The 26,181-nt window shown below is 57.8% G+C and carries 23 protein-coding genes; 16 read left to right on the top strand and 7 right to left on the bottom strand.

The annotated features are described in order from the left end of the window. On the bottom strand, positions 1–696 hold a 696-nt coding region (locus tag E0L20_RS19995), incomplete at its 3' end, for a type VI secretion system Vgr family protein (protein WP_131635469.1). A 106-nt stretch (positions 697–802) separates the two neighbouring features. After that, entirely contained in the window at positions 803–3,082 is a 2,280-nt protein-coding gene (locus tag E0L20_RS19990; RefSeq protein ID WP_131635468.1) for a hybrid sensor histidine kinase/response regulator, read from the bottom strand. Positions 3,083–3,309: 227 nt separating this feature from the next. Between E0L20_RS19990 and E0L20_RS19985 the strand changes: the two genes are divergently transcribed. The 9 genes from E0L20_RS19985 (at position 3,310) to E0L20_RS19945 (ending at position 12,045) form a co-directional block, all read left to right on the top strand. Next, positions 3,310–4,830: a sugar ABC transporter ATP-binding protein gene (locus tag E0L20_RS19985; RefSeq protein ID WP_131635467.1), complete on the top strand. Its 1,521-nt coding sequence runs from the start codon at positions 3,310–3,312 to the stop codon at positions 4,828–4,830. Then, positions 4,827–5,822 (top strand): ABC transporter permease subunit, encoded by a 996-nt coding sequence (locus E0L20_RS19980; RefSeq protein ID WP_131635466.1) that lies wholly within the window; start codon positions 4,827–4,829, stop codon positions 5,820–5,822. The genes E0L20_RS19985 and E0L20_RS19980 overlap by 4 nt, the downstream gene beginning before the upstream one ends. Before the next feature lie 32 nt (positions 5,823–5,854). Next, positions 5,855–6,796 (top strand): ABC transporter substrate-binding protein, encoded by a 942-nt coding sequence (locus tag E0L20_RS19975; protein WP_131635465.1) that lies wholly within the window; start codon positions 5,855–5,857, stop codon positions 6,794–6,796. A gap of 112 nt (positions 6,797–6,908) precedes the next feature. Next, positions 6,909–7,595, top strand: a complete 687-nt coding sequence (locus tag E0L20_RS19970) for a D-lyxose/D-mannose isomerase (protein WP_131635464.1) — start codon at positions 6,909–6,911, stop codon at positions 7,593–7,595. A 10-nt stretch (positions 7,596–7,605) separates the two neighbouring features. Then, entirely contained in the window at positions 7,606–8,466 is an 861-nt protein-coding gene (locus tag E0L20_RS19965) for a ketose 1,6-bisphosphate aldolase (protein WP_131635463.1), read from the top strand. After that, entirely contained in the window at positions 8,466–9,479 is a 1,014-nt protein-coding gene (locus E0L20_RS19960; RefSeq protein WP_131635462.1) for a carbohydrate kinase family protein, read from the top strand. The genes E0L20_RS19965 and E0L20_RS19960 overlap by 1 nt, the downstream gene beginning before the upstream one ends. Positions 9,480–9,719: 240 nt before the next feature. Further along, positions 9,720–10,298, top strand: coding sequence for a hypothetical protein (locus tag E0L20_RS19955; RefSeq protein ID WP_131635461.1), 579 nt, complete (start codon positions 9,720–9,722; stop codon positions 10,296–10,298). 17 nt (positions 10,299–10,315) lie between these two features. After that, positions 10,316–11,518, top strand: coding sequence for a transporter (locus tag E0L20_RS19950; RefSeq protein ID WP_165500731.1), 1,203 nt, complete (start codon positions 10,316–10,318; stop codon positions 11,516–11,518). Beyond that, positions 11,518–12,045: a C39 family peptidase gene (locus E0L20_RS19945; RefSeq protein ID WP_131635459.1), complete on the top strand. Its 528-nt coding sequence runs from the start codon at positions 11,518–11,520 to the stop codon at positions 12,043–12,045. Before E0L20_RS19950 ends, E0L20_RS19945 begins: the two co-directional genes overlap by 1 nt. A gap of 2 nt (positions 12,046–12,047) precedes the next feature. Here the strand turns inward: E0L20_RS19945 and E0L20_RS19940 are convergent, their stop codons facing one another. Next, complete coding sequence (locus E0L20_RS19940; protein WP_131635473.1) at positions 12,048–12,779, bottom strand: response regulator; 732 nt, start codon at positions 12,777–12,779, stop codon at positions 12,048–12,050. Between the two features lie 256 nt (positions 12,780–13,035). On the opposite strand from E0L20_RS19940, the gene fdhF reads away from it, so the two are divergent. From fdhF to E0L20_RS19925, 3 genes are all read left to right on the top strand, one after another. Further along, positions 13,036–15,183 carry a formate dehydrogenase subunit alpha gene (gene fdhF, locus E0L20_RS19935; RefSeq protein ID WP_131635458.1) on the top strand — a complete coding sequence of 716 codons (2,148 nt, stop codon included), beginning with the start codon at positions 13,036–13,038 and terminating at the stop codon, positions 15,181–15,183. 320 nt (positions 15,184–15,503) lie between these two features. Continuing rightward, complete coding sequence (locus E0L20_RS19930) at positions 15,504–15,656, top strand: Hok/Gef family protein (RefSeq protein ID WP_131635457.1); 153 nt, start codon at positions 15,504–15,506, stop codon at positions 15,654–15,656. Positions 15,657–15,777: 121 nt separating this feature from the next. Beyond that, on the top strand, positions 15,778–16,452 hold the full coding sequence (locus tag E0L20_RS19925; RefSeq protein ID WP_131635456.1) for a tetratricopeptide repeat protein: 675 nt from the start codon (positions 15,778–15,780) through the stop codon (positions 16,450–16,452). 83 nt (positions 16,453–16,535) lie between these two features. Here the strand turns inward: E0L20_RS19925 and gltP are convergent, their stop codons facing one another. Continuing rightward, positions 16,536–17,849: a glutamate/aspartate:proton symporter GltP gene (gene gltP, locus E0L20_RS19915; RefSeq protein ID WP_131635455.1), complete on the bottom strand. Its 1,314-nt coding sequence runs from the start codon at positions 17,847–17,849 to the stop codon at positions 16,536–16,538. Between the two features lie 423 nt (positions 17,850–18,272). Here gltP and acs point away from each other — a divergent pair, with 423 nt between their 5' ends. The 3 genes from acs (at position 18,273) to actP (ending at position 22,279) form a co-directional block, all read left to right on the top strand. After that, entirely contained in the window at positions 18,273–20,231 is a 1,959-nt protein-coding gene (gene acs / locus E0L20_RS19910; RefSeq protein ID WP_131635454.1) for an acetate--CoA ligase, read from the top strand. Positions 20,232–20,318: 87 nt separating this feature from the next. Further along, entirely contained in the window at positions 20,319–20,633 is a 315-nt protein-coding gene (locus E0L20_RS19905; RefSeq protein WP_131635453.1) for a DUF485 domain-containing protein, read from the top strand. Continuing rightward, positions 20,630–22,279, top strand: a complete 1,650-nt coding sequence (gene actP, locus E0L20_RS19900) for a cation/acetate symporter ActP (RefSeq protein ID WP_131635452.1) — start codon at positions 20,630–20,632, stop codon at positions 22,277–22,279. Before E0L20_RS19905 ends, actP begins: the two co-directional genes overlap by 4 nt. 35 nt (positions 22,280–22,314) lie before the next feature. On the opposite strand, the gene E0L20_RS19895 is transcribed toward actP, so the two are convergent. Both E0L20_RS19895 and E0L20_RS19890 read right to left on the bottom strand, forming a co-directional pair. Beyond that, entirely contained in the window at positions 22,315–23,004 is a 690-nt protein-coding gene (locus E0L20_RS19895) for an LrgB family protein (RefSeq protein ID WP_131635451.1), read from the bottom strand. Further along, positions 22,997–23,407: a CidA/LrgA family protein gene (locus E0L20_RS19890; protein ID WP_131635450.1), complete on the bottom strand. Its 411-nt coding sequence runs from the start codon at positions 23,405–23,407 to the stop codon at positions 22,997–22,999. Before E0L20_RS19890 ends, E0L20_RS19895 begins: the two co-directional genes overlap by 8 nt. Before the next feature lie 102 nt (positions 23,408–23,509). Between E0L20_RS19890 and E0L20_RS19885 the strand changes: the two genes are divergently transcribed. Beyond that, on the top strand, positions 23,510–24,391 hold the full coding sequence (locus E0L20_RS19885; RefSeq protein ID WP_131635449.1) for a LysR family transcriptional regulator: 882 nt from the start codon (positions 23,510–23,512) through the stop codon (positions 24,389–24,391). A 93-nt stretch (positions 24,392–24,484) separates the two neighbouring features. Here the strand turns inward: E0L20_RS19885 and E0L20_RS19880 are convergent, their stop codons facing one another. Beyond that, positions 24,485–26,131, bottom strand: coding sequence for a Na+/H+ antiporter (locus tag E0L20_RS19880; RefSeq protein WP_131635448.1), 1,647 nt, complete (start codon positions 26,129–26,131; stop codon positions 24,485–24,487). Positions 26,132–26,181 lie beyond the last annotated feature (50 nt).

Below are 26,181 nucleotides of genomic sequence, written 5' to 3'. Positions count from 1 at the left end.
ACGTGTGGTAACGGTGCCGGTGGCAATCCTGTGCCACGTCCGCACATCCCAGACCGACTCTGCCGCACCGTCAAACAGCCCCGATGGCTCGCGGTAAGGCAGGCGCACGTCAAACCGGTAGTTAAGCTGGCTGTCGGCCAGGATGTAGGTATCCAGACCGCGCACGTCGTCCATCTCCGTACGCCAGTAAATCCCCACCTCAGACAGAATACGCTGAATGAACTGCAAATCCGTTTCCCGCCACTGGGTGATAATTTCACGCGGCGGGTAGGTGCGCTCCAGCCTGAATTCAAAATCAGGTCCCTCCAGCCCGTGTCTGCGCAGCACCTGCTCCACCACTTCCGGAACGGACTGGTTCTGAAATACGGCGCACTGCCGGGTGTGTGCCAGGAGCGCCAGGCGGGAACTGAGCGTGAGCCGGTAGCGGGACTGGTCCCTGGATGTGGACAGCCACTCCAGGCGGGTCACAATGCCGTGGACACTTTTGCCGCCACGCATCCGCAACGAGGCATATTTCATCAGCACCTGTTCCGGGGGAATGTTCGCCTGTTGAGTAGTGAACTCAATATCCCATTTAAACGGCTCGCTCAGGGCTTCCCTGCCGTAAAAGCGCAGGACATCCGGCTTCACCGGGCTGTCGTTAATCGCAAGGGTGTAGCGGGTCTGTCCGTCGAAAAGCGCTGACCAGTTATCCATAACAAAGACCTGATTTAACTTAGGGTTAAATCAGGATGGTTGCATGGAGAAGCGATTCTGTAAATGACTGAAACAGGAGTTAAATTCTGAAAATAATTCAGGAATCTCAAATTACCATCACCTTCCGCAGCGCCTGCGCCAGCTGCATCCGCGTAAACGGCTTACGCAGTAGCTGAACGTCCGGCAGCTGCGGGTTATGCGCCGGACGCAAATCCTGGCCACTGATCAGCAGCACCGGAAGCTGCGGATAATGGCTGCGCACCTGGTTCACCACCTCAGCCCCGCTCAGGCTTCCGGGCAGCATCAGGTCACTGATAAACATGCCAATATCCGGCGACGCCGCCAGCATCTTTAATGCCTGCTCGCCATCCTCAGCTTCGAGCGTCAGGTAGCCAAGCTGGTGCAGCTGCTCGCACAGGGTCTGGCGAACGTCCGCCTCATCTTCCAGCACCAGCACCAGCCGTTCGCCGTCAGCGGACGTCGCGGCAGGCAGCGCTTCATCATCTGCAGCGGCGGGCAGCACCGATCGCGGCAGATGAAGCCGGACGGTCGTTCCCTGCCCCGGCGCGCTTTCAATCTCGACCCGTCCTCCGGACTGGCGCACAAAGCCATACACCATCGACAGGCCTAATCCGCTCCCGCTCCCGGTCTGCTTGGTGGTGAAGAACGGCTCAAAAACCTGCGATTTCACCTCCTGCGACATGCCGCTGCCGTGGTCGATCACCTCCAGCGCAACCATATCCTGCTTTCGCCCGTCGCTGCGGGTCACGCGCTGGTTCCATGTCCGAATTTTAATCACACCGCTTTGCCCCTCCATCGCATCGCGCGCGTTCATCACCAGGTTGATAATGGCGTTTTCCAGCTGGCTGACGTCTATCCACGCGGGCCAGGCCGGGGATTGCGCTTCTATCTCAAGGGTGAGGGTGGCAGGAAGGGAGTGGCGCATCAGCTCACGGAGGTTCTCCAGCAGCGGCAGCATCTCTACCGCATGCGGCGTCAGGGATTGCTTGCGTGAGAAGGCCAGCAGGCGCTGAGTCAGCAGCGCCCCGCGCTCGGCGGCCTTAAGCGCCCGGGTGATGCGCGGCGCGTCTTTTGATTCGGGGTCGGTCAGCTCCAGGCTGCCGATAATCACCGCCAGCAGATTGTTAAAATCATGCGCCAGCCCGCCGGTCAGCTGTCCGACCGCCTTCATCTTCTGGCTGTGCAGCAGCGCTTCCTCCAGCCCCTGACGCTCGACGCGGTCGATCTCCATCTGCGTGGTTTTTTCTTTCAGCAGCCGAGTGGTGTGCTCAAGCGAGGCGGTGTTGCGGGCAAAAACGTTAAACGCGCGCGCCAGCTCGCCCAGCTCGTCGCGCCGCTGCAGCGCGGGCACCGACACATTCTGCTCCCCATGGGCGAGACGCGACATCGCCCGGGAAATGGCCGTCAGGTTAGAGGCCAGATTGCGGTAGATATACCAGCAGGCGCACCCGGTGATGATCAGCGCCAGCACGGCGAAGATGCTGATAAACACGCTGATCGAGCGCAGCTCGTGATGACTCTGGGCGGTACGCAATGTGGAGGCGTTCGCCACCTGCTCAACGTACTGATTGATGTCGCTGTTAAGGATCGCCACCAGCGCCTTGATGTGGAACATATACCAGCTTATCGCCAGATCGCTCTCCTCCAGCTGCTTCGACAGCGGGGCAAGCTTGTGCAGCTCGTCGTTGAAATCCGGCAGGACGACGTTCACGACGGGCTGCGCTGCGCGTCGGGGAAGCGTCGCCGTGACGGCGTCCAGTTGATGAACCGTGGCGCTCGGTGAAGGGGTGCCGATGGCAGCGACGATCAGCCTGTCCATTTCCATCAGCTGCCGCGCATCCGGGACGTTGCTGCCGTAGCGGCGATTAATATCCTGAAGATGGCGCAGGTAGCTCTGGCTTTGATAGAGCGAACTTAGCAGTGCGTTACGCTCCAGATGACGCCGCTGGCCGCGCTCCAGCATTCCCGTCACGCTCTGCTGTAATTCATTGCTTCTTTGAATAATACGCGCCACCAGCGCCGGCTCCTGCTGCGCCAGCGGCGCATCCGCAAGCTGCTCCAGCGAGTGGCGCAGCGCCATCTGGGTCTGCTTCAGCCGCTCGGCTTCGCCTTTATATTCCAGCGCCCCGACGACCTGAGAGAGTCGCACCGCCGCCGTCGCCACGCTGGCGGTATCACGCGCGAGGTTCATGCTGCCGGTCATGTCATCCAGCGTTTGCTGCTGCACCTGCTCCTGGATCTGGCTGGCGTGACGAAAGCCGAGTACCGCCACGCCGCTCACCATCAGCGTAACGGTGACCACCAGCAGATTAAAAATCAGCAGGCGTCCGCGGGCGCTGGCGAAGAACGGAGGGCGTGATGGCATGGAGTTGGGCTCCTGTGCGGTTTGGTGTCCCCTCACCCTAACCCTCTCCCCAAAGGGGCGAGGGAATGATTTGCTCCCTCTCCCTTTCAGGGAAAGGGCCGGGGTGAGGGTAAAAGAGTGATCCACATTCGCTATTCATAACTATGACAAATATGAACGGCTTCTGACATTTTGCATTTACGCACCTGTGATGAAGTGCAGATATCGACATTCACAGGAGATCCGCCATGAGCAGAACCCCGGTTTTAGAGATGCGCCAGATTGCCAAAACCTTCGGCAATTTCCACGCGCTCAAGGGTGTGGATTTGACGGTCTTCCCCGGTGAGATCCACGCGCTGATGGGGGAAAACGGCGCGGGTAAAAGCACGCTGATGAAAATCCTCGCGGGAGCCTATACCGCCACCGGCGGCGAGATCCTGATCGACGGCCAGCCGTTTCACATTAAAGGGCCGAAAGATGCGCTGGCCGCAGGCATTACCCTGATTTATCAGGAGATGCAGCTCGCGCCCAATCTGACCGTGGCGGAAAACATCTTTCTCGGCAGCGAGCTGTCGCGCGGTGGGATGGTGCAGCGCAAAGAGATGGCCGCCCAGGCGCAGGCGGTGATTGAGCGCCTCGGCGCACAGTTCAGCGCCACCGACCTGGTGATGAAGCTGACCATCGCCGAGCAGCAGCAGGTGGAAATTGCCCGCGCGCTGCACCGCAACAGCCGCATTCTGGTGATGGATGAACCCACCGCCGCCCTCTCCTCGCGGGAAACGCACCGCCTGTTTGAACTGATTCTGCGCCTGCGCGATGAAGGGATGGCGATCATCTATATCAGCCACCGCATGGCGGAAGTGTATGAACTCTCTGACCGCGTCAGCGTGCTGCGTGACGGGCAGTACGTCGGTAGCCTGACGCGCGACAAGCTGAATGCCTCTGAGCTGGTGCGCATGATGGTGGGCCGCCCGTTAAGCGACCTGTTCAACAAAGAGCGTGATATTCCTCTCGGCAGCCCGCGCCTCAACGTCCACCACCTCACCGACGGTAAAAAAGTGCAGCCGTGCAGCCTGCAGGTACGTTCCGGCGAAATTGTCGGGCTGGCGGGCCTGGTCGGGGCCGGACGTTCCGAGCTGGCGCAGCTGATTTTCGGCGTGCGCAAGGCCACGGGCGGCATGATTGAGGTGGACGGCGAGCCGGTGGTGATCCACTCCCCGCGCGCGGCCATTGATAACGGCATCGGCTTTCTTACCGAGAACCGCAAGGAGCAAGGGCTGTTTCTGGAGCTGGCGGCGCAGGAGAACATCACCATGGCGACGCTGGAGCGCGACGCCACCTTCGGGATGCTAAACCGCAAAAAAGCCCAGTCGATTTCCGATGACGCCATCGCCCTGCTCAACATCCGCGTGCCGCATTCTCAGGTGCGCGCGGGCGGGCTTTCCGGCGGCAACCAGCAAAAGCTGCTGATCTCCCGCTGGGTGGCGATTGGCCCGCGCATTCTTATTCTGGACGAACCCACGCGCGGCGTGGACGTCGGCGCGAAAAGCGAGATCTACCGCATCATGAACCAGATGGCGCGCAAGGGGGTGGCGATTTTGATGATCTCCAGCGAGCTGCCGGAAGTGGTGGGCATGAGCGACCGGGTGTACGTGATGCGGGAAGGCAGCATCGCGGGTGAACTGCACGGGCGCGACATCTCCCAGGAAAACATTATGACGCTGGCTACCGGCGTGAACGACACTCATCATCAGGCGGTGCAATCATGACAACTCCAACCCATCCGCAGCAGGTGGCAAAATCCGCCTCCGCCAAAAAAATGCTGATGAGCGATCTGATGCAAACGGTCGGCATCCTGCCGATTTTAATCCTGATTGTGGCGGTATTTGGCTTTATCGCGCCCAACTTCTTCACCGAAAGCAACCTGCTGAACATTACCCGTCAGGCGTCGATCAATATCGTGCTGGCGGCCGGAATGACCTTCATCATCCTGACCGGCGGGATTGACCTCTCCGTCGGCTCGATTCTGGGCACCACGGCGGTAGCGGCGATGGTGGTTTCGCTTATCCCTGAATTTGCCATGCTCTCCATTCCGGCCGCGCTGATGCTCGGGATGGTGCTGGGGCTGTTCAACGGTGTGCTGGTGGCCTTTGCCGGGCTGCCGCCGTTTATCGTGACGCTCGGCACCTATACGGCGCTGCGCGGCGCGGCCTACCTGCTGGCGGACGGTACCACGGTCATTAACTCCAACATCAGCTTCGAGTGGATCGGCAATAACTACCTCGGCCCGATTCCGTGGCTGGTGGCGATCGCCCTTGCGGTCATTGCCATCTGCTGGTTCATCCTGCGCCGCACTACGCTTGGCGTTCACATTTACGCGGTGGGCGGCAACATGCAGGCGGCGCGACTGACCGGCATTAAGGTCTGGCTGGTGCTGCTGTTTGTCTACGGCATGAGCGGCCTGCTCTCGGGCTTAGGCGGCGTGATGAGCGCCTCGCGCCTCTACAGCGCCAACGGCAACCTCGGCACGGGGTACGAGCTGGACGCGATTGCGGCGGTGATCCTGGGCGGAACCAGCTTCGTCGGCGGGATCGGCACGATCACCGGCACGCTGGTGGGCGCGCTGATCATCGCCACCCTCAATAACGGCATGACGCTGATGGGCGTCTCCTACTTCTGGCAGCTGGTGATCAAAGGGGCGGTGATCATCATAGCGGTGCTGATCGACAAATACCGTACCCGACACCATCAAAGTGCATAACAACAACACCCTACAGATTCGAGGAAAACCCTATGCGTTTGAAACCCTTAGTGACCGCGCTCTGTGCTGGCGCACTGCTTGCCGCAGCGCCGTTTGCGCAGGCAAAAGATCTGAAGTCCATCGGCGTGACGGTGGGCGACCTGGCCAACCCGTTCTTCGTGCAGATCACCAAAGGTGCCGAGCTGGAAGCGCGCAAGCTGGCTGGCGATAACGTCAAGGTGACGCTGGTCTCCAGCGGGTACGATCTGGGCCAGCAGGTGGCGCAGATCGACAACTTTATTGCCGCGAAGGTGGACATGATCATCCTCAACGCCGCAGATTCCAAAGGGATCGGCCCGGCGGTGAAGCGCGCCAAAGAGGCGGGGATCGTGGTCGTGGCGGTTGACGTGGCGGCGGAAGGGGCTGATGCGACAATCACCTCCGATAACACCCAGGCGGGCGAAATGGCCTGCAAATACATTACCGACCGCCTGAAGGGCAAAGGCAACGTGGTGATCATCAACGGGCCGCCGGTCTCCGCGGTACAAAACCGCGTGGAAGGCTGCCAGACCGAGTTTAAGCGCCATCCGGAAATAAAAGTGCTCTCGGACAACCAGAACGCCAAGGGCAGCCGCGAGGGCGGGCTGGAGGTGATGACCTCACTGCTGGCCGCCAATCCGAAGATCGACGGCGTGTTTGCGATTAACGATCCGACCGCGATCGGCGCCGATCTGGCCGCGAAGCAGGCGCAGCGCAGCGAGTTCTTTATCGTCGGCGTGGATGGTTCCCCGGACGGTGAGGAAGCGCTGAAGCGCGAAAACTCCCTGTTTGTGGCAACTCCGGCGCAGGATCCGCAGGTGATGGCCGCGAAGGCGGTGGAAATTGGCTATGACATTCTGCAGGGCAAAGCTGCGCCAAAAGAGCCCGTGCTGATCCCGGTGACGATGATCGATAAAAAGAACGTCGGGACGTATAAGGGTTGGACGGTTAAGTAAACCCCTCACCCTGCCCTCTCCCCAAAGGGGAGAGGGTGTTCAAGTTCCCTCTCCCCTTTGGGGAGAGGGTTAGGGTGAGGGGTAAGGTTTTGCAAAAAATGCAGGAGTCCCCATGAAACGCTCCGACATCAACGAAATCCTCGGCCACACGCGGCAGTTCTTTTCCATGCACGACGTGCATCTCCCGCCGTTTGCCAGCTTTCCGCCAACAAAATGGCAGCAGCTTGACCAGGCCGCATGGCAGGAGGTATTCGACCTCAAGCTCGGCTGGGACGTGACGGCGTTCGGCGGTAATAATTTTGCCGCCGAGGGCCTGACGCTGTTTACCCTGCGCAACGGCTCGCCCAACGGCATGCCTTATGAAAAAGGCTATGCCGAAAAAATCATGCACGTGCGCGACGGCCAGGTGACGCCGATGCATTTTCACTGGCGCAAGCGGGAAGACATCATCAACCGGGCCGGCGGGAACCTGATTATTGAGCTATGGAATGCGGGCGCGCATGAAGAGACGGAAAACACCGACGTGACCGTTACCGTCGACGGCTGTCGGCAGACCCATGCGCCCGGCAGCCAGTTGCGCCTCACGCCAGGGGAAAGCATCTGCCTCACGCCCGGCCTGTACCACAGCTTCTGGGGCGAACGCGGCTTTGGCGACGTGCTGGTCGGCGAAGTGTCCTCCGTGAATGACGACGAGCACGATAACCACTTTTTGCAGCCCGTTGCCCGCTATAACAACATCGAAGAAGACGAACCGGCGCTGCTGGTGCTGTGCAACGAGTACAACCTGTTTCGGATATAAGGGGTGAATGATGCCACTGATTTCTCTTGCCGACGGTCTTGAGCACGCCAGGGAACACCGCTACGCGCTGGGCGCGTTTAACGTGCTCGACTCCCACTTCCTCCGCGCGCTGTTCGCCGCCGCGAAGCAGGAACGCTCGCCCTTTATCATCAACATCGCCGAAGTGCACTTTAAGTACGTGTCGCTGGATTCGCTTGTCGAAGCGGTGAAGTTCGAAGCCGCTCGTCACGACATTCCCGTGGTGCTTAACCTCGACCACGGGCTGCATTTCGAGGCGGTGGTGCGCGCCCTGCGCTTAGGCTTCAGCTCGGTGATGTTCGACGGCTCGACCCTTAGCTACGAGGAAAACATTCGCCAGACGCGCGAAGTGGTGAAGATGTGCCACGCGGTGGGCGTGTCGGTGGAGGCGGAGCTGGGCGCGGTCGGTGGTGATGAAGGCGGCGCGCTGTACGGGCATGCGGACGAAGCGTTCTTTACCGACCCCCAGCTGGCGCGCGAATTTGTCGATTCAACCGGCATTGACGCGCTGGCGGTTGCCATCGGCAACGCGCACGGCAAATACAAGGGCGAGCCGAAGCTCGATTTCCCGCGCCTGGACGCCATCCGCCAGCAGACGGGGCTGCCGCTGGTTTTACACGGCGGCTCCGGGATCAGCGATGCCGACTTCCGCCGCGCTATCGAGCTGGGCATTCATAAAATTAACTTCTATACCGGCATGTCGCAGGCCGCGCTCGCCGCCGTCGAGCAGCGCATGGCGAACCGCCAGCCGCTGTACGATGAGTTTGCCGAGCTGCTGCTGGGCATAGAAGAGGCGATAACCGATACGGTCGCCGAACAGATGCGCATCTTCGGCAGCGCGGGGCAGGCATAATGGAACGTAAAGGCATTATCGCCGCAGGCAACATGCTGGTGGATCACGTCCACCAGATCGTGCAGTGGCCGGAGCGCGGCTGGCTGGCGGAAATCACCCACAGCGAACGCTCGACCGGCGGCGCGCCGCTCAACGTGCTGCTGACGCTGGCGAAAATGCACGTTGGCCTGCCGCTGCAGGCGGTGGGGCTGATTGGCGAAGACGGCGACGGGGATTATATTCTGGCGATGCTCGACCAGTACCACGTCAATCGCCAGCGCGTGCAGCGCACCACCTTCGCCCCGACCTCCATGTCGCAGGTGATGACCGATCCCAGCGGCCAGCGCACCTTCTTCCACTCGCCGGGCGCCAACCGCCTGCTGGATCTTCCCGCCTTCGATCGCCTGGACGGATCGATGAAGATCTTCCATCTCGGCTACCTGCTGCTGCTCGACAGCCTGGATATGCCCGATGACGAGTTCGGCACCCGCAGCGCGCGGCTGCTGGCGCAGATGCGCGACCAGGGATATGAAACCTCGCTCGACCTGGTGTCCCGCAAGGGCGATCCGCGCTATCAGCCGCTGGTGCTCCCTGCCCTGCGCCATCTGGATTATCTGGTGATTAACGAGCTGGAGGCCGGTGAGTTTAGCGGCCTGTCGATACGAGACGACAGCGATAAGCTGAACATGGCCCACATCGCCGACGCTGCCGCGCAGCTGCTGGCGGCAGGCGTTCGTCAGCGGGTGGTGATCCACTGTCCGGAAGGGGCATGGGGTGAAGCGCCGGGTGAGCAAGGCCGCTGGATCCCGTCGTGGATGCTGGAGCAGGAGGAGATTATCGGCAGCGTCGGCGCGGGCGATGCGTTTTGCGCGGGGTTTTTATACGGCTGCCATGAATCTCTGTCGCTCACGGAGAGCATTTATCTGGCGCACGCCTGCGCGCGGGCCAGCCTGCTGGCCGCCAACGCCATCGACGGCGCGAAAACGCTGGAGGAGCTGAAAACGTATCTTAAGGATAATTCATTCCCTACCTGAATTAAGGGTAAAGGGAAATATAACTTTATCGCAAATCACGCTGTAAGCGGCGCTATATCTCTGTTGCAATATATATGCATGAAATTTAAACAGTTCAATTATCGAGCATTCATATTAATCATTTTTAAAGTTTAAGCCGCATCTGCCGTTTTTCCTTGCGTTGTCCATCGGCAATGTTCATTTACCCTTAACATGAATACACAGCCGGATAACAACATTAATTTACCATAAGGAAAAACCATGAAGCATAAAATTATGCTACTAACGGCATTGTTATTCTCAGGCATGACACATGCCGCAGTAACTGAATTAAGTGACACGCAACTATCGCAAATTAATGGTAAAGGAAACGGTCTTGTTACCAACCCAGTGTTCCCAATCCCTAAACCAACAACCCCAACAAACCCTTGGGCGGGGATAAAATTTCCGAAATACTCCAGTCTGACGTTGACCGACTCCGGCAGTATAAAAAAACCCCTTGAAGGGTTTGATACCATCACCGGAACCAATTTTGTTGGCATGCACTATATGAATATGATTCATAACTTCGGCGTCGATGAAGATAGTCGAAATTACGTATTGCACAGCCAGGACTTCGTCAACGGCCCGACCACGATTACCGATACCGGAAACGGAAAAAAATATTCGGTCGTTGGTGATGTCTGGCGCTATGCGCGTAGTACTGAAGGCAATTTCGAAGCAGCGAAATCATCGGTTGTTGAAGAGTATTATCGCGTCGTAAACACCGATGGGACCTTATCGAACCAGGCACTGCGCTGGACAAAATGGAACCGCGACATCAACATGACAAAGTGGTGATTTAAATGATGTCGAGAGTGGCTGGCGTCGTTGCGCCATTTATATTTGTTACGATTGCGCATGCTGACATTCTCAGACTGAACAACGGAGACAATATCACTGGAGATATTGTCTCCTTTAAAGATGGCGTGTGTGTTTTTAGCACTCCCTATGGTTCAAGTCTGCGGATCAGCGCTAATCAAATAAAAACGATAGACACCGATAAGCAGTATGCAGTGACGTTTAAAAATGGTGACAGAATCACGGGGTTCCTTAAGTCAGATAGCAATAATTCAGCATCCATTGTGCGAAAGGATAACGTGTATCCCATTTCCTTCCCGGATGTGACCCATTTCGACGTCGTCAGAAAAGATAATAGTCGAATAGCCAACATAGAGAAAAAGCAGGAGGAGTATAGCGCGCCCATTAGTTATCTTTCCGACTATACGGTTCTGCTTAATCACGGGGAAACTGACGTTGATTTCGGTTTCAAATACCGCACATGGAAATCCACGTCCTCATTGCCGCAGCAGGGGCCTTATCAAGTTTCCAGTTATTCGATTAAAAAGCTTTATTTTTATGTTTCGCCAAAATTCGGTATTACCGACAGGCTTAGCGTCTGGTTGAACGTACCCTGGACCTACACAAAAATCGAAGATGTTTCGAGTAATGCCTGGACCCGGGATGCCTCTCAGGGCCATATCGGCGACATATCGGCCGGTATCCAATATCTGCTATTGAAAGAGAACAATGATCATCCATCCGTGACGGGCTCACTTGCCGTCAATACGCCGACCGGGCGCAAAAAATACGTCTCCGACCTGGACGCCTGGAAGCAGCCGCTGAATAACAGCGAAGGCTACTGGAGCCTGACGCCATCCCTGACGTTTGTGCGGATTACGGATCCCGTAACCTTTTTTGGCGGTATCTCATACGAAAAAACGTTTGAGACCAGTAAAGGTGGGGAGCGAATTAAAGCAGGCGATACCGCCTCGGCATTCCTGGGCACCGGTTTCGCTCTCAATAATGTCAGTTCGCTGGGCAGCAGATTTACTTATAGCTGGTCAGATAATATGAAATACGAAGGGCGCACCATGAAAGGCACCAGCCAGGAGTCTGAATCGCTTGCATTTTATTTCTCTTATCTGCTATCACCGCGTTTCAGCATTACGCCTGAAGTCTCCTTCCCGCTGGAGACAACGGGTTCAACGTTCGGCGTCAGCATGACAAGGAACTTCTGATGAAATGGTCAGCGGCATGTTTATTGTTACTGGCCTGTCATGCGCAGGCCTATAACACAACCATGAAAGGCTGGATGCACTTGCGTACAGAAGGGATTGTTCGCCAGACGACCGATTTTTCATGCGGGCCAGCAGCTCTGTCGCTCCTGCTAAATACCCGCTTTTCACTGGAGATCAGTGAGATAGACATTATCTCAGATATTATCTATCGCGCTGAGCCAGGGACAGAAGCGGAGAAACTGCAAACAGGTTTTTCCCTTCTCGATCTGAAAAATGCGGCTCAGCGTATGGGTTTTCAGGCAAAAGGTCTCCGATATGACGTTAATGAACTACTGACGATTGACCAACCCATGATCATCCCTCTGGAAGGTGAAAAGTATTCGCATTTTGTGGTGATTACCGCCATTCATAATGACACTGCAGAAATTCTCGACCCGGAAACAGGACGAAAATCGCTGCCACTGTGGCGTCTAAAATCAGAGTGGAAAGGTTACGCATTAAAAACGGTGGGACTGATAACACCTTAGTTTTACGCTGCTTTCTCGCTGTGGGAAACATCGGTGGCAAACACGTAACCTAACCCCCGGATGGTTTTAATCAGCGCGGGCTGATGCGGGTTAGCCTCGATTTTCCGCCGCAGGCGCATGATCAGCACGTCGATAGTGCGGTCGAACACGTCGGCACTTTCGCTATGGGTCAGTTCCAGAAGCTGCTCGCGACTCAGCACCCGGCGCGCATTTTGCGTGAGCGCCAGCAGCAGGCCGTACTCGCCCTGCGTTAAGGGGACGGCGTGACGCTGCGGATCGCTCAGCTCGCAGCGGGTGGTATCCAGCGTCCAGCCGTTAAAGGTGATGCCCGCGACGCGCGGGGCCGTCGTTTCTGCTGCCAGCACGCCGGTACGCCGCAGCACCGCTTTCACGCGGGCCACCACCACGCGCGGGTTAAACGGTTTGCCGATGTAATCGTCGGCACCCATCTCCAGCCCCACCACCACATCCGACTCGCTCCCCAGCCCGGTGAGCATGACGACCGGCAGTTCAGGACGCAGCTTTTGTAGCTGAAGCAAAACCTGCAGGCCGTTGATATCCGGCAGCATCATGTCCAGCAGAACCAGCGCGACGCCCGGCTCCTGCTGAACCAGTCTCAGCGCCTCCTGGCCGTTATGGCAGACGAGCACGCTAAAGACATGCTCGTTGAGCACGTCCTGCAGCAGTTCACACACTGCCGTATCGTCATCAACCACCAGAATCGCCGGTTTCATCATATGCTTCCATCAGGGAATTATGTTAAGTCTGAACCATTCTGCCGCCCGCTCCAGCCAAAATGTTTTTTACGTAACGGAATTTCAACCCATGTCACATCCGCTGCCCTTTCGACACGTCAATTCTGACGATTGCCTGCTTTTCGTCAGGGTTTAGACGACAAATCGGCCGTAAAGTCTGGATATACCCACAATAAAAACATGGCATAGAAGCTGCATAGTGGATGAGAAAGCGTTTATTAACTGGAGCAGACTGATGAAAAAAGTCGTCACGGTTTGCCCTTATTGTGCCTCAGGTTGCAAGATCCACCTGGTGGTCGATAACGGCAAAATCGTCCGGGCGGAGGCCGCGCAGGGGAAAACCAACCAGGGCACGCTGTGCCTGAAGGGTTACTACGGCTGGGATTTTGTTAACGATACCCAGATCCTCACCCCGCGCCTGAAAACCCCAATGATTCGCCGCGAGCGCGGCGGCAAGCTGGAGGCCGTCTCCTGGAGCGAGGCGCTCGATTATGTCGCCACGCGCCTGGGCGCCATCAAGGCCAAGTACGGCCCGGATGCGATTCAGACTACCGGCTCCTCACGCGGGACGGGGAATGAAACCAACTATGTAATGCAAAAATTCGCGCGCGCCGTTATTGGTACCAATAACGTCGACTGCTGCGCTCGCGTCTGACACGGCCCATCGGTTGCAGGTCTGCACCAGTCGGTCGGTAACGGCGCAATGAGTAATGCGATCAACGAGATAGATAATACCGATCTCGTGTTTATTTTCGGCTATAACCCGGCGGATTCTCACCCTATCGTCGCGAACCACGTTATTCGCGCTAAGCAGAACGGGGCGAAAATTATCGTCTGCGATCCGCGTAAAATCGAAACCGCGCGCATTGCGGATATGCACATTGCATTGAAAAACGGCTCGAACATCGCGCTGCTGAACGCAATGGGGCACGTCATTATTGAGGAGAACCTGTACGACCAGGCGTTTGTCGCCACCCGTACGGAAGGTTTTGAAGAGTATCGCAAAATCGTCGAGGGCTACACGCCAGAGTCGGTTGAAGCGATTACTGGCGTGAGCGCGCAGGAGATCCGCCAGGCGGCACGCATGTATGCCGGGGCGAAAACCGCCGCCATCCTGTGGGGCATGGGCGTGACCCAGTTCTACCAGGGTGTGGAAACCGTGCGCTCCCTGACCAGCCTCGCCATGCTGACGGGAAATCTTGGCAAGGCGCACGTCGGCGTCAACCCGGTGCGCGGTCAGAATAACGTCCAGGGCGCCTGCGACATGGGCGCGCTGCCGGATACCTATCCGGGCTATCAGTACGTTAAGTTCCCGGAAAATCGCGAGAAATTCGCGAAGGCCTGGGGCGTGGAGAGCCTGCCGGAACACACCGGATATCGCATCAGCGAGCTGCCGCACCGCGCGGCGCACGGTGAAGTGCGTGCGGCCTACATCATGGGTGAAGATCCGCTCCAGACCGACGCCGAGCTGTCCGCGGTGCGTAAAGGCTTTGAGGATCTGGAGCTGGTGATTGTCCAGGATATCTTTATGACCAAAACCGCGGCGGCGGCGGATGTGATTTTACCGTCAACGTCCTGGGGCGAGCATGAAGGCGTCTACACGGCGGCGGACCGCGGCTTCCAGCGCTTCTTTAAGGCGGTCGAGCCGAAGTGGGATCTGAAAACCGACTGGCAGATTATCAGTGAAATCGCCACCCGCATGGGCTACCCGATGCACTACAACAACACCCAGGAGATCTGGGACGAGTTGCGCAATCTGTGTCCGGACTTTTATGGGGCAACCTATGAGAAAATGGGCGAGCTGGGGTACATCCAGTGGCCGTGCCGCGATGAGTCAGAATCCGACCAGGGGACGTCGTATCTTTTTGAAGAGAAGTTCGACACCCCGAACGGGCTGGCGCAGTTCTTCACCTGCGACTGGGTCGCGCCTATCGATAAGCTCACCGACGAGTATCCGATGGTGCTCTCCACCGTGCGTGAAGTGGGCCACTACTCCTGTCGCTCGATGACCGGCAACTGCGCCGCGCTGGCGGCGCTGGCGGACGAACCGGGCTACGCGCAGATCAACACCGCCGACGCGGAGCGCCTCGGCATTGAGGATGAAGCGCTGGTGTGGGTGAACTCGCGTAAGGGCCGCATCATCACCCGTGCGCAGGTCAGCGATCGTCCGAACAAAGGGGCGGTCTATATGACCTACCAGTGGTGGATTGGCGCCTGTAACGAGCTGGTGACGGAGAACCTCAGCCCGATAACCAAAACGCCGGAGTATAAATACTGTGCCGTACGCGTGGAGCCGATTGCGGATCAACACGCTGCGGAACAGTACGTGATCGATGAATATAGCAAGCTGAAAGCCCGACTGCGCGAAAGCGCAATGGGGTAACGCCGTTAAATAATCGATGAATAAAGGGAGTGATATATTCACTCCCTTTTTATTTATGCTTAACACATTAATAATATCAATTATTATTGTGGAAAGCGGCTCGCAGAAATAATGTAATTTTCGCAAAAAAGAATTACATCTTTGCATTTTAATTCAGAGGGATAAGATGTGCGGCGGGTGCTTAAGACTTTCTGTCTTGAGCATTGTTGAGGGACAGAAAGTGGAAAGCCCCGGGAAATTTGCATTCACCCGAGGCTACCCCCAACAACCAACAGGTTGAGAGTAGCCTCTTATTCTTTTATACACAAGGAGTAAAAGGCATGACGCCATTAAAAACTGCGTTAGGCATCGTCTTTATTATTTGCCTGACGATAGTGATCTTTACCTTTATTAATCGCGGAAAGTTATGCGAGTTTTCAATAAAAGGTGAACATCAGGAGGTGGCGGCGAAATTAGCCTGCAACGCGGGCTAACCTCTGCGGGCGGAACGACGGTTCCGCCCGGCTTGTAGGATGCTGAGGTCTTAATGCACCCATTTTTTTCTTCTGCCACCGCGATTATACTGCGCGGCATGTACCCAGATGATAAGAATCCATGAAACCTCTTTTATTGCTGTTGTTACTTTTTACCTGGCTTGCTCGTGCCGATGAGATTGGCAGCCAGTATAAAGCGCAGGCTGAGGCTGGCGATGCGCGTGCCCAATACTATCTTGCCGATACCTGGTTCAGTTCCGGCGACAGCACGCAGGCGGCGCTGTGGGCAGAGAAAGCGGCAAAGGGCGGCGATGTCGATGCGATGGCGCTGCTGTCGCAAATTCATTTTACCCAGGGTGACTATCCGCAAGCCAAAGCGCTGGCGCAGCAGGCGAACATCGCGGGCAGTAAACGTGGCGCGATCATGCTGGCTCGCCTGCTGGTGAATACCCAGGCGGGCAAAACCGACTATCCGCAGGCCATTAAACTGCTGCAAACGGCCACCGGGGATATCGATAACGACTCTGCGGTTGACGCGCAGATGCTGCTGGGGCTGATTTATGCCAACGGCGTTGAAATGGCGCAGGACGACGCTCAGGCAGCGGCATGGTTCAAACGCAGCTCGTCGCTTTCACGCACGGGCTATGCGGAATACTGGGCAGGTATGCTGTTCCAGCAGGGTGAGAAAGGCTTTATCACGCCGAATAAACAGAAGGCACTCTACTGGCTAAACCTGAGCTGTACCGAAGGGTTTGATACGGGATGCGAAGAGTTTGATGCGTTGAGCGGGGAGTAAACCATTGCCCGGTGGCGCTGCGCTTACCGGGCCTACGACTTTTGTAGGCCGGGTAAGGCGAAGCCGCCACCCGGCTTTTTACATTACTGGTCAGCCGTCTTATCAAAACGACCCAGCACTTCGCGTTCATACGCCAGCGCTTTCTTGCGGTCGAATTTGTGCTCCCACTTGGCGATAACCAGCACCGCCAGGGCATTACCCACCACGTTCAGCGCGGTACGCGCCATGTCGAGGATGCGGTCCACGCCCGCGATAAACGCCAGGCCTTCCAGCGGAATGCCGACGCTACCAAGCGTCGCCAGCAGCACCACGAAGGAGACGCCCGGCACGCCAGCAATACCTTTCGAGGTCACCATCAGCGTCAGCACCAGCACGATTTCCTGCCACAGCGACAGGTCAATGCCGTACAGCTGCGCGATAAAGATCGCCGCAATGCTCTGGTACAGCGTTGAGCCGTCGAGGTTAAAGGAGTAGCCGGTCGGCACCACAAAGCTGGTAATAGAGGCAGGCGCGCCATAGGCTTCCATCTTCTCGATGATACGCGGCAGCACGCTCTCAGAGCTTGCCGTGGAGTACGCCAGAATCAGTTCATCTTTCAGGATACGGATCAGGATCCAGATGCTCAGCCCGCACAGGCGCGCCACGATCCCCAGCACCACCAGCGCGAAGAACAGGATGGCGAAGTGCACCAGGAGCACCAGCTTCGCCAGCGGCCACAGGGAGGCAAAACCGAAGTTCGCCACGGTGACGGCGATAAGCGCAAACACCCCTACCGGCGCGTAGCGCATCACCATGTGGGTCACTTTAAACATGGTTTCGGAGATAGAGCGGAACACGGTGACCAGCGGCTCACGGTGCGTCGCCGGCAGAGAAGAGAGTCCCAGACCAAAAAGCACCGAGAAGAAGATGATCGGCAGCATCTCGCCCTTCGCCATCGACGCCACGATGTTGGTTGGCACCAGCGAAAGAATAGTGCCCATCAGGCCATGCGCGTGGCTCTGTACGTCAGCGGTGGTGCTTTGGTATTTCGAAATATCCACCGTCGCCAGCTGCGACATATCGATTCCGGCGCCCGGCTGGAACACGTTCGCCAGGGTGATACCCAGAATGATGGCAACCGTAGTGATCACTTCGAAATAGAGAATGGTTTTTACGCCAATGCGGCCCAGCTGCTTCGCATCACCGACGCCCGCGATACCGACCACCAGCGTCGAAATCACAATCGGCACAACAATCATCTTGATCAGATGAATAAAGATATCACCTGCCGGTGAGAGCAGGTTCGCAATCAGCCACTCGCGGCTGTCGCTATGATAGTGGAGGTAACTGCCCAGCAAAATGCCCAAAATAAGGGCTATTAAGATTTGCCAGGCCAGGCTCACTTTTACGTTTTTCATAGAAACTGACTTCCTCAATGAAGCGCCTTATTCACGCAAACTGCATGAATATGGGGACATACTGAAAGGGTATGAATTGTGTTGCGTTGGTTTATGGGATTTTTTAACGCGGCGTATGAGTATCATCTGCACGGCCTGCTGCGCAAGCCTTAAAGAACGAGGCATTTCACTGAAAAAAGGGGTTATGACGCTAATTTGTCATAATTCTCATTAATAACCTTTTGTTATAAAAACGCTTTTTTCTACATAAATGTGAATAATCCTTTCACTAAATTATTTCCCTTCAAAGTTTCATTCGCTCAATTTTCAACCTGTTCAAACAATGCGTGATCTGTAGCCCAAATACTAAACAAAGCTTGTAAAGCCCCTACTATTAACGTTTTTGCGACATATTATTAACATCTTACAAGGAGAAAAAAAGCCATGAGCCAAATCCACAAACACGACATTCCCGCAAACATTGCGGACCGTTGCCTGATAAACCCGGAGCAGTACCACGAGAAGTATCAGCAATCCATCTCCAGCCCTGACCTCTTCTGGGGCGAGCAGGGCCACATCCTGGACTGGATCACACCGTATCAGAAGGTGAAGAACACCTCCTTTGCGCCGGGCAACGTCTCAATTAAATGGTATGAAGACGGCACGCTGAACCTGGCGGCGAACTGCCTGGATCGCCATCTTGCCGCGCGCGGCAACGAAACTGCCATTATCTGGGAAGGCGACGATGCCTCGCAGAGCAAACATATCACCTATAAAGAGCTGCACCGCGACGTGTGCCGCTTTGCCAACGTGCTGCTGAAACAGGGCATCAAGAAAGGCGACGTGGTCGCTATCTACATGCCGATGGTGCCGGAAGCCGCGGTGGCCATGCTGGCCTGCGCGCGCATCGGCGCGATCCACTCCGTTATCTTCGGCGGCTTCTCCCCGGAAGCGGTTGCCGGGCGTATCGTTGACTCCAACTCGAAGCTGGTGATCACCGCTGACGAAGGCGTGCGCGCCGGGCGCGGTATTCCGCTGAAGAAAAACGTCGATGAAGCGCTGAAAAACCCGAACGTGACCACCATCAGCAACGTTATCGTCCTCAAGCGTACCGGCGGCAAGATCGACTGGAACGAGGGCCGTGACCTGTGGTGGAGCGACCTGATTGAAAAGGCGAGCGACCAGCATCAGCCGGAAGAGATGAACGCGGAAGATCCGCTGTTTATCCTTTATACCTCCGGCTCGACCGGCAAGCCGAAAGGCGTGCTGCACACCACCGGCGGCTATCTGGTGTATGCGGCCACCACCTTTAAGTACGTCTTCGACTACCATCCGGGCGATATCTACTGGTGCACCGCCGACGTGGGCTGGGTCACCGGCCACAGCTACCTGCTGTACGGCCCGCTGGCGTGCGGCGCAACGACGCTGATGTTTGAAGGCGTGCCGAACTGGCCGACCCCGGCGCGCATGTGTCAGGTGGTCGACAAGCATCAGGTCAACATTCTCTACACCGCGCCAACGGCAATCCGCGCATTAATGGCGGAAGGCGACAAGGCCATCGAAGGCACCGACCGCTCTTCCCTGCGCATCCTCGGCTCCGTGGGCGAGCCCATCAACCCGGAAGCCTGGGAGTGGTACTGGAAGAAAATCGGCAACGAGAAGTGCCCGGTGATGGACACCTGGTGGCAGACCGAAACCGGCGGCTTCATGATCACCCCGATGCCGGGCGCCACGCAGCTGAAAGCGGGTTCCGCAACCCGTCCGTTCTTCGGCGTGCAGCCCGCGCTGGTGGATAACGAAGGCAATCCGCAGGAAGGGGCCACCGAGGGCAACCTGGTGATCGTCGACTCCTGGCCGGGCCAGGCGCGCACGCTGTTCGGCGACCACGAGCGCTTTGAGCAGACCTACTTCTCGACCTTTAAAAACATGTACTTCAGCGGAGACGGCGCGCGCCGTGACGAAGACGGCTATTACTGGATCACCGGACGCGTGGACGACGTGCTGAACGTCTCCGGCCACCGTCTGGGCACGGCGGAGATTGAGTCCGCGCTGGTGTCGCATCCGAAGATTGCCGAAGCCGCCGTTGTGGGCATTCCGCACAACATTAAAGGCCAGGCGATTTATGCTTACGTCACCCTGAACCATGGCGAAGAGCCGTCGCCAGAGCTGTACGCCGAGGTGCGCAACTGGGTGCGTAAAGAGATTGGCCCGCTCGCCACGCCGGACGTGCTGCACTGGACCGACTCGCTGCCAAAAACCCGTTCCGGCAAAATTATGCGCCGTATTCTGCGCAAAATCGCCGCGGGCGATACCAGCAACCTCGGCGATACCTCAACGCTTGCCGATCCTGGCGTGGTGGACAAACTGCTCGAAGAGAAGCAGGCCATCGCAATGCCATCGTAACCTTTTCTCCCTCTCCCCTCACCCTAACCCTCTCCCCATAGGGGAGAGGGGATAAAACAAACCAACCTTACCTTTGGAGACTCTGTGATGAATGACCATATTTGTCAGCAGATAGAGAATAGTGCGCACTACAGGGAGCTCGTCGAAAAACGGCAACGGTTTGCCTTCATCCTTTCCATCATCATGCTGGTTATCTACGTCGGCTTTATTCTGCTGATCGCCTTTGCCCCGCACTGGCTCGGCACGCCGCTGCACGCGGGCACCAGCGTCACGCGGGGTATTCCGATTGGCATCGGCGTCATTATCATTTCCTTTGTGCTGACCGGCGTGTACGTCTGGCGCGCGAACGGCGAATTCGATCGTCTTAATAAAGAAGTCCTGCGCGAGGTAAAAGCATCATGAAGCGAGTCCTGACGGCGCTTGCCGCCGCCCTTCCGTTTGCCGCCAACGCGGCTGATGCCATTACCGGCGAGGTACAGCGCCAGCCAACCAACTGGCAGGCAATCATCATGTTCCTCATTTTCGTGCTGCTGACGCTGTATATCACCTACTGGGCGTCGAAACGCGTGCGCTCGCGTAACGATTACTACACCGCGGGCGGCAACATTACCGGCTTCCAGAACGGGCTGGCGATTGCGGGCGACTTTATGTCTGCCGCCTCCTTCCTCGGGATCTCCGCGCTGGTCTATACCTCCGGCTACGACGGCCTGATTTACTCCCTCGGCTTCCTCGTTGGCTGGCCGATCATTCTGTTCCTGATTGCCGAGCGCCTGCGCAACCTGGGACGCTACACCTTCGCTGACGTGGCGTCCTACCGCCTGAAGCAGGGGCCGATTCGCACCCTCTCCGCCTGCGGCTCGCTGGTGGTCGTCGCGTTGTACCTGATCGCCCAGATGGTGGGCGCAGGCAAGCTTATCGAACTGCTGTTCGGCCTGAACTACCACGTCGCCGTGGTGCTGGTCGGCGTGCTGATGGTGATGTACGTCCTGTTTGGCGGCATGCTCGCCACCACCTGGGTGCAGATCATCAAAGCCGTCCTGCTGCTGTTCGGTGCCAGCTTTATGGCCTTTATGGTGATGAAACACGTCGGCTTCAGCTTCAATAACCTGTTTACCGAAGCGATGGCTGTCCATCCGAAAGGGGAAGCGATCATGAGCCCGGGCGGGCTGGTGAAAGACCCGATATCGGCGCTCTCGCTCGGTCTGGGCCTGATGTTCGGGACCGCGGGCCTGCCGCATATCCTGATGCGCTTCTTTACCGTGAGCGATGCGCGTGAAGCGCGCAAGAGCGTCTTCTACGCCACCGGTTTCATGGGCTATTTCTACATCCTAACCTTTATCATCGGCTTTGGCGCGATCATGCTGGTGGGGGCGAACCCGGCGTTTAAGGACGCGGCGGGCGCGCTGATTGGCGGTAACAACATGGCGGCGGTGCATCTGGCTGATGCCGTCGGCGGTAACCTGTTCCTCGGCTTTATCTCCGCCGTGGCCTTCGCCACCATTCTTGCGGTGGTTGCAGGGCTGACGCTGGCCGGCGCGTCTGCGGTGTCGCATGACCTCTACGCCAACGTCATCCGCAAAGGCGCAAGCGAGCGCGATGAGCTAAAGGTCTCGAAAATCACCGTGCTGGTGCTGGGCGTTGTGGCGATTCTGTTAGGCATTCTGTTCGAGAAGCAGAACATCGCCTTTATGGTGGGGCTGGCCTTCTCGATTGCGGCAAGCTGTAACTTCCCGATCATCCTGCTCTCCATGTACTGGTCGAAACTGACCACCCGTGGGGCGATGATTGGCGGCTGGCTGGGGCTGCTGACGGCGGTGATCCTGATGATTCTGGGGCCGACCATCTGGGTGCAGATCCTCGGTCACGAAAGCGCTATCTTCCCGTACGAATACCCGGCGCTGTTCTCCATTGCCGTGGCGTTTATCGGGATCTGGTTCTTCTCCGCTACCGACAACTCGCCGGAGGGTAACCTGGAGCGTGAGAAATTCCGCGCCCAGTTTATCCGTTCTCAAACGGGCTTAGGCATCGATCAGGGCCGAGCGCATTAATCGACTGACCTCCCCGGTCATTCTGGCCGGGGAGCTTAAAACATCACCCACGCCACCAGCGGCGCAATCAGCACCATCACCACGCCTGAAAGCATCATCACCAGGCTTGCAACCACCCCTTCCTGCTGGCCCAGCTCATACGAACGCGCCGTTCCCGCGCCGTGCGACGCCGCGCCGAACCCAGCCCCCTTTGCCATCCCTTCACGGATCGACAGGCGCAGGAACAGCATATCGCCGACCGCCATGCCGAACACGCCCGTGACGACCACAAACAGCGCCACCAGATCCGGCTGCCCGCCGAGCGGTTTGGCGGCAGCCAGCGCAAACGGCGTGGTCACCGAGCGCACGGCCAGGCTGCGCTGGATTTCATCAGACAGGGTGAACAGCCGCGCCAGCCAGACGGAGCTGCACACCGCCACCACCGTGGCGGTAATCACGCCCGCGCTCAGCGACATCCAGTGGCGTTTGATAATGGCGAGGTTGTCATAGACAGGGACGGCAAAGGCGATGGTCGCCGGGCCGAGCAGCCACAGCAGCCAGTGGGATTCACCAATGTAGTTCTGCCAGGAGATATGCCCGAAGACCAGCATCAGCACCAGCAGGATCGGCGTGAACACCAGCGGCATCAGCGGCAAGGCGTGAAAGCGGCGGTACAGCCGCTTGTTGGCAAAGTAGATAATCAGCGTGGCAGCCAGGCACAGCACGCTAATCTGAAAGTTAGTCATGCTTCTGCCTGCTGATTTCAAAGCGATACACTTTATCCACCACCCAGGCGGTCGCCCCCAGCACCATCAGCGTGCTTAGGGCGATCACCGCGAAGATGCGCCAGCCGTCGACCATCAGCAGCTGCGCGTAGTTCACCACCGCCACCACGGCGGGCACAAAGAACAGCAGCATCTCCGCCAGCAGCCAGCGCGCCCCGGCGCGTACCCAGCGAAGGGGAATAACGCGACACAGAATGAGCGTCAGCATCAGCACCATGCCGACAAGGTTGGCGGGCAGAGGCAGATGCAGCCAGCCGACAAGATATTCTGCGAAAACAAACAGTCCCGCGTAGAGCAGTACCTGAACCGGTACCTGGAGTCGTTGCACAACGGTAGGCGTAACACGACCTAACGCCACGGCCATGGGGGTTTTCCTCAAAAATGAGACGAGGCGCCAGTATAGAGACCGCACGGTGTGGACTGAAATGAATTAAAATCATCGAAGGTATAGTTTCGAGGAATAATCATGGACATAAGAACGCTGCGCTATTTTGTCGAGGTGGTTCGCCAGCAAAGTTTTACCCGTGCAGCGGAGAAGTTGTTTGTTACCCAGCCCACCATCAGCAAGATGTTGAAAAACCTCGAAGATGAACTGAACTGCACCCTGCTGATCCGCGACGGGCGCAGGCTGCTGCTGACCGATACCGGGCGCGTGGTATTCGAGCGCGGGCTGGCGATCCTGGCGGAGTTTCGCCAGCTGGAGGCCGAGCTTGGCGACATCAATCACCTGACGAAAGGCCTGCTGCGCCTCGGCATTCCGCCGATGGTCGGCATGATGATGGCCGGTCCCATTGGCCTGTTTCGCCAGCGCTATCCCGGCGTTGAGCTGAAGATTTCCGAGTTTGGCGGCTTAACCGTACAGCAGGCGGTCACTAACGGCGAACTGGACGTAGCCATGACCGCGTTACCCGTTGAGGAAGAGAGCGGGCTGGCGACGCTGCCGCTCTTTAGCCACCCGCTGTGCGTGCTGGTGCCGCGATCCGGCGACTGGCTGACGATAGACTCGGTGAAGCCCGAGCTGCTGGGCGAACATCCTTTGCTGATTTACAACGAAGATTTCGCCTTAAGCCGCCAGCTGATGGCGCTGTTTAACCACCACAACGTCAAGCCGCGCATTGCGGTGCGCAGCGGCCAGTGGGATTTTCTGGCGGCGATGGTGCAGGCAGGCGTGGGGATTGCCATTCTGCCGCAGCCTATCTGCGAGCGGCTGGATAAAAACACGCTGCGCTGGATACCGCTTGAGAGCGACCTGCACTGGCAGCTGGGGATGATCTGGCGCGAAGGGGTGTATCTGTCGCACAGCGCGCAGGCGTGGCTGCAGTGCTGTGAAGGGTTTTGGGTGCCCTGACCCCTCACCCTAACCCTCTCCCCACAGGGGAGAGGGAACCGATCGAGCCCCTCGCCCCTGTGGGGAGAGGGGTTGGGGTGAGGGGCAAAAGCGCTACTGATTCTCTATCAACAGCGCTTCCAGCAGGTCCAGATCGTGCAGCAGCTTTTGCAGCGTCTCGTTGCTGATCTGCCGCGTGGCGCGCAGGTGGTACAGCTCGGCGCGCTCGGAGCGCAGCGCCGCCAGGCGGAACCGGCGTTCAAGGTTCTCCTCCTGCAGCGAGCTTTCCACGTCGTTACGCCCGTCCGCGCGGCGGCGCAGGTTACCGATCACGCGGGAACTGACCTCCGTCAGCAGCTGATTGTCGATGTTCTCTTCCGCATCCGCGGCCAGGCGTTCTTCCATCTTCTGGATCGCCACAATCGCCACTTCGGCGGTCGCGGCGCGGGCAATGCGTTCCTCTTTGTGCTGCTGAGAGGAGTCGCCCACCTCAATGTGCTGCAGCAGAATAGGCAGCATGATCACGCCAACGAACAGCGAGAACAGAATCACGCCTGCCGCCAGGAATACCAGCTCGTAGCGCGCCGGGAAGACGTCCCCCGTCGGTAACAGCAGTGGAATAGAGAGCACACCGGCAAGGGTAATGGCCCCGCGCACCCCCGCAAATGAGGCAATCAGCAGCTCACGCGTTGACCATGAACCGAACTCCATCGGCTTTTTGGTCAGGAAGCGCACGCTGAACTTCTTCATCGTCCACAGCCAGCCAAAACGCACCAGCATCAGCGCCATATAGATCAGCACGATATCGGTGAACAGCAGCCAGGTTTCAACGTTCGGGTCGGCCTCTGCCGCCACCAGTGAGGTCTCCAGAATGCCGGGCAACTGCAGGCCCAGCAGCAGGAACACCATGCCGTTAAACACGAACTCGAGCATCGCCCAGGTGCTGTTGGCACGCAGGCGCATCGCCAGCGGCGCGCGGCGCATTACGCCGGAGCGGGTGATGGTCATCCCTGCCGCTACCGCCGCCAGAATGCCCGACACGCCGATGTGTTCAGCAATCAGGTACGAAGCAAACGGCAGCAGGAACAGCAGAACGATCTGCGTGGCGGGCTCATCGCCGCCCCAGCGGCTGAGGAAGCGCAGCGAGCGACCGTACAGCCAGCTCACCACGAAGCCGGCCAGGATGCCGCCGATCGCCACCTTGAAGAACTCCAGGGTCGCGCCGCCGACGGTAAAGACCATGGTGCCCATGGCAACCGCCACGGCAAACTTCAGGGCCACCAGGCCAGAGGCGTCGTTCATCAGCGCCTCGCCCTGCAAAATGCCCATGATTTTCTTCGGAATACGGCCTTCGCCCACAATGCCGGAAAGCGCCACGGCATCGGTTGGCGACAGCACGGCTGCCAGCGCAAAGGCGGGTATTAACGGAATGCCCGGCACCATCCAGTAGATCAGGAAGCCAATCCCGACCACGGTAACAACCACCAGCGCCAGGGCCAGGCCGAAGATCTCCCGGCCATGCTCCAGAAATTCGCGCGTGGGGGTTTTCCAGCCATCGGCAAACAGCAGCGGCGGAATAAACAGCACGAGGAACAGTTCCGGGTCGAACTCGACGTGCAGGCCAAACGTCGGCCACGCCAGCAGCGCGCCGATGGCAATTTGCATTAATGGCAGGGGAATTTGAAAGGGCAGTACGCGTGTAACCACCCCGGATAGCGAGACCACAAGGGTCATGATGAGTATTGTGAAGAAGATTTCCATGCGTTCCCTGTTTGCTGTATTGCTTATAAGCCAAACCTAAGGCGTCGTGC

The sequence above is a fragment of the Enterobacter wuhouensis genome (assembly GCF_004331265.1).
Classification (GTDB): domain Bacteria; phylum Pseudomonadota; class Gammaproteobacteria; order Enterobacterales; family Enterobacteriaceae; genus Enterobacter; species Enterobacter wuhouensis.
Note: the sequence above shows the minus strand (reverse complement) of the source record. Positions and strands in the feature narration are given on the sequence as shown.

Bases quoted from the DNA above. Each gene is read 5' to 3' on its own strand.
- E0L20_RS19990 (WP_131635468.1), bottom strand. From the start codon at position 3,082: ATGCCATCACGCCCTCCGTTCTTCGCCAGCGCCCGCGGACGCCTGCTG.
- E0L20_RS19985 (WP_131635467.1), top strand. From the start codon at position 3,310: ATGAGCAGAACCCCGGTTTTAGAGATGCGCCAGATTGCCAAAACCTTC.
- E0L20_RS19980 (WP_131635466.1), top strand. From the start codon at position 4,827: ATGACAACTCCAACCCATCCGCAGCAGGTGGCAAAATCCGCCTCCGCC.
- E0L20_RS19975 (WP_131635465.1), top strand. From the start codon at position 5,855: ATGCGTTTGAAACCCTTAGTGACCGCGCTCTGTGCTGGCGCACTGCTT.
- E0L20_RS19970 (WP_131635464.1), top strand. From the start codon at position 6,909: ATGAAACGCTCCGACATCAACGAAATCCTCGGCCACACGCGGCAGTTC.
- E0L20_RS19965 (WP_131635463.1), top strand. From the start codon at position 7,606: ATGCCACTGATTTCTCTTGCCGACGGTCTTGAGCACGCCAGGGAACAC.
- E0L20_RS19960 (WP_131635462.1), top strand. From the start codon at position 8,466: ATGGAACGTAAAGGCATTATCGCCGCAGGCAACATGCTGGTGGATCAC.
- E0L20_RS19955 (WP_131635461.1), top strand. From the start codon at position 9,720: ATGAAGCATAAAATTATGCTACTAACGGCATTGTTATTCTCAGGCATG.
- E0L20_RS19945 (WP_131635459.1), top strand. From the start codon at position 11,518: ATGAAATGGTCAGCGGCATGTTTATTGTTACTGGCCTGTCATGCGCAG.
- E0L20_RS19940 (WP_131635473.1), bottom strand. From the start codon at position 12,779: ATGAAACCGGCGATTCTGGTGGTTGATGACGATACGGCAGTGTGTGAA.
- E0L20_RS19930 (WP_131635457.1), top strand. From the start codon at position 15,504: ATGACGCCATTAAAAACTGCGTTAGGCATCGTCTTTATTATTTGCCTG.
- E0L20_RS19925 (WP_131635456.1), top strand. From the start codon at position 15,778: ATGAAACCTCTTTTATTGCTGTTGTTACTTTTTACCTGGCTTGCTCGT.
- gltP (WP_131635455.1), bottom strand. From the start codon at position 17,849: ATGAAAAACGTAAAAGTGAGCCTGGCCTGGCAAATCTTAATAGCCCTT.
- acs (WP_131635454.1), top strand. From the start codon at position 18,273: ATGAGCCAAATCCACAAACACGACATTCCCGCAAACATTGCGGACCGT.
- E0L20_RS19905 (WP_131635453.1), top strand. From the start codon at position 20,319: ATGAATGACCATATTTGTCAGCAGATAGAGAATAGTGCGCACTACAGG.
- actP (WP_131635452.1), top strand. From the start codon at position 20,630: ATGAAGCGAGTCCTGACGGCGCTTGCCGCCGCCCTTCCGTTTGCCGCC.
- E0L20_RS19895 (WP_131635451.1), bottom strand. From the start codon at position 23,004: ATGACTAACTTTCAGATTAGCGTGCTGTGCCTGGCTGCCACGCTGATT.
- E0L20_RS19890 (WP_131635450.1), bottom strand. From the start codon at position 23,407: ATGGCCGTGGCGTTAGGTCGTGTTACGCCTACCGTTGTGCAACGACTC.
- E0L20_RS19885 (WP_131635449.1), top strand. From the start codon at position 23,510: ATGGACATAAGAACGCTGCGCTATTTTGTCGAGGTGGTTCGCCAGCAA.
- E0L20_RS19880 (WP_131635448.1), bottom strand. From the start codon at position 26,131: ATGGAAATCTTCTTCACAATACTCATCATGACCCTTGTGGTCTCGCTA.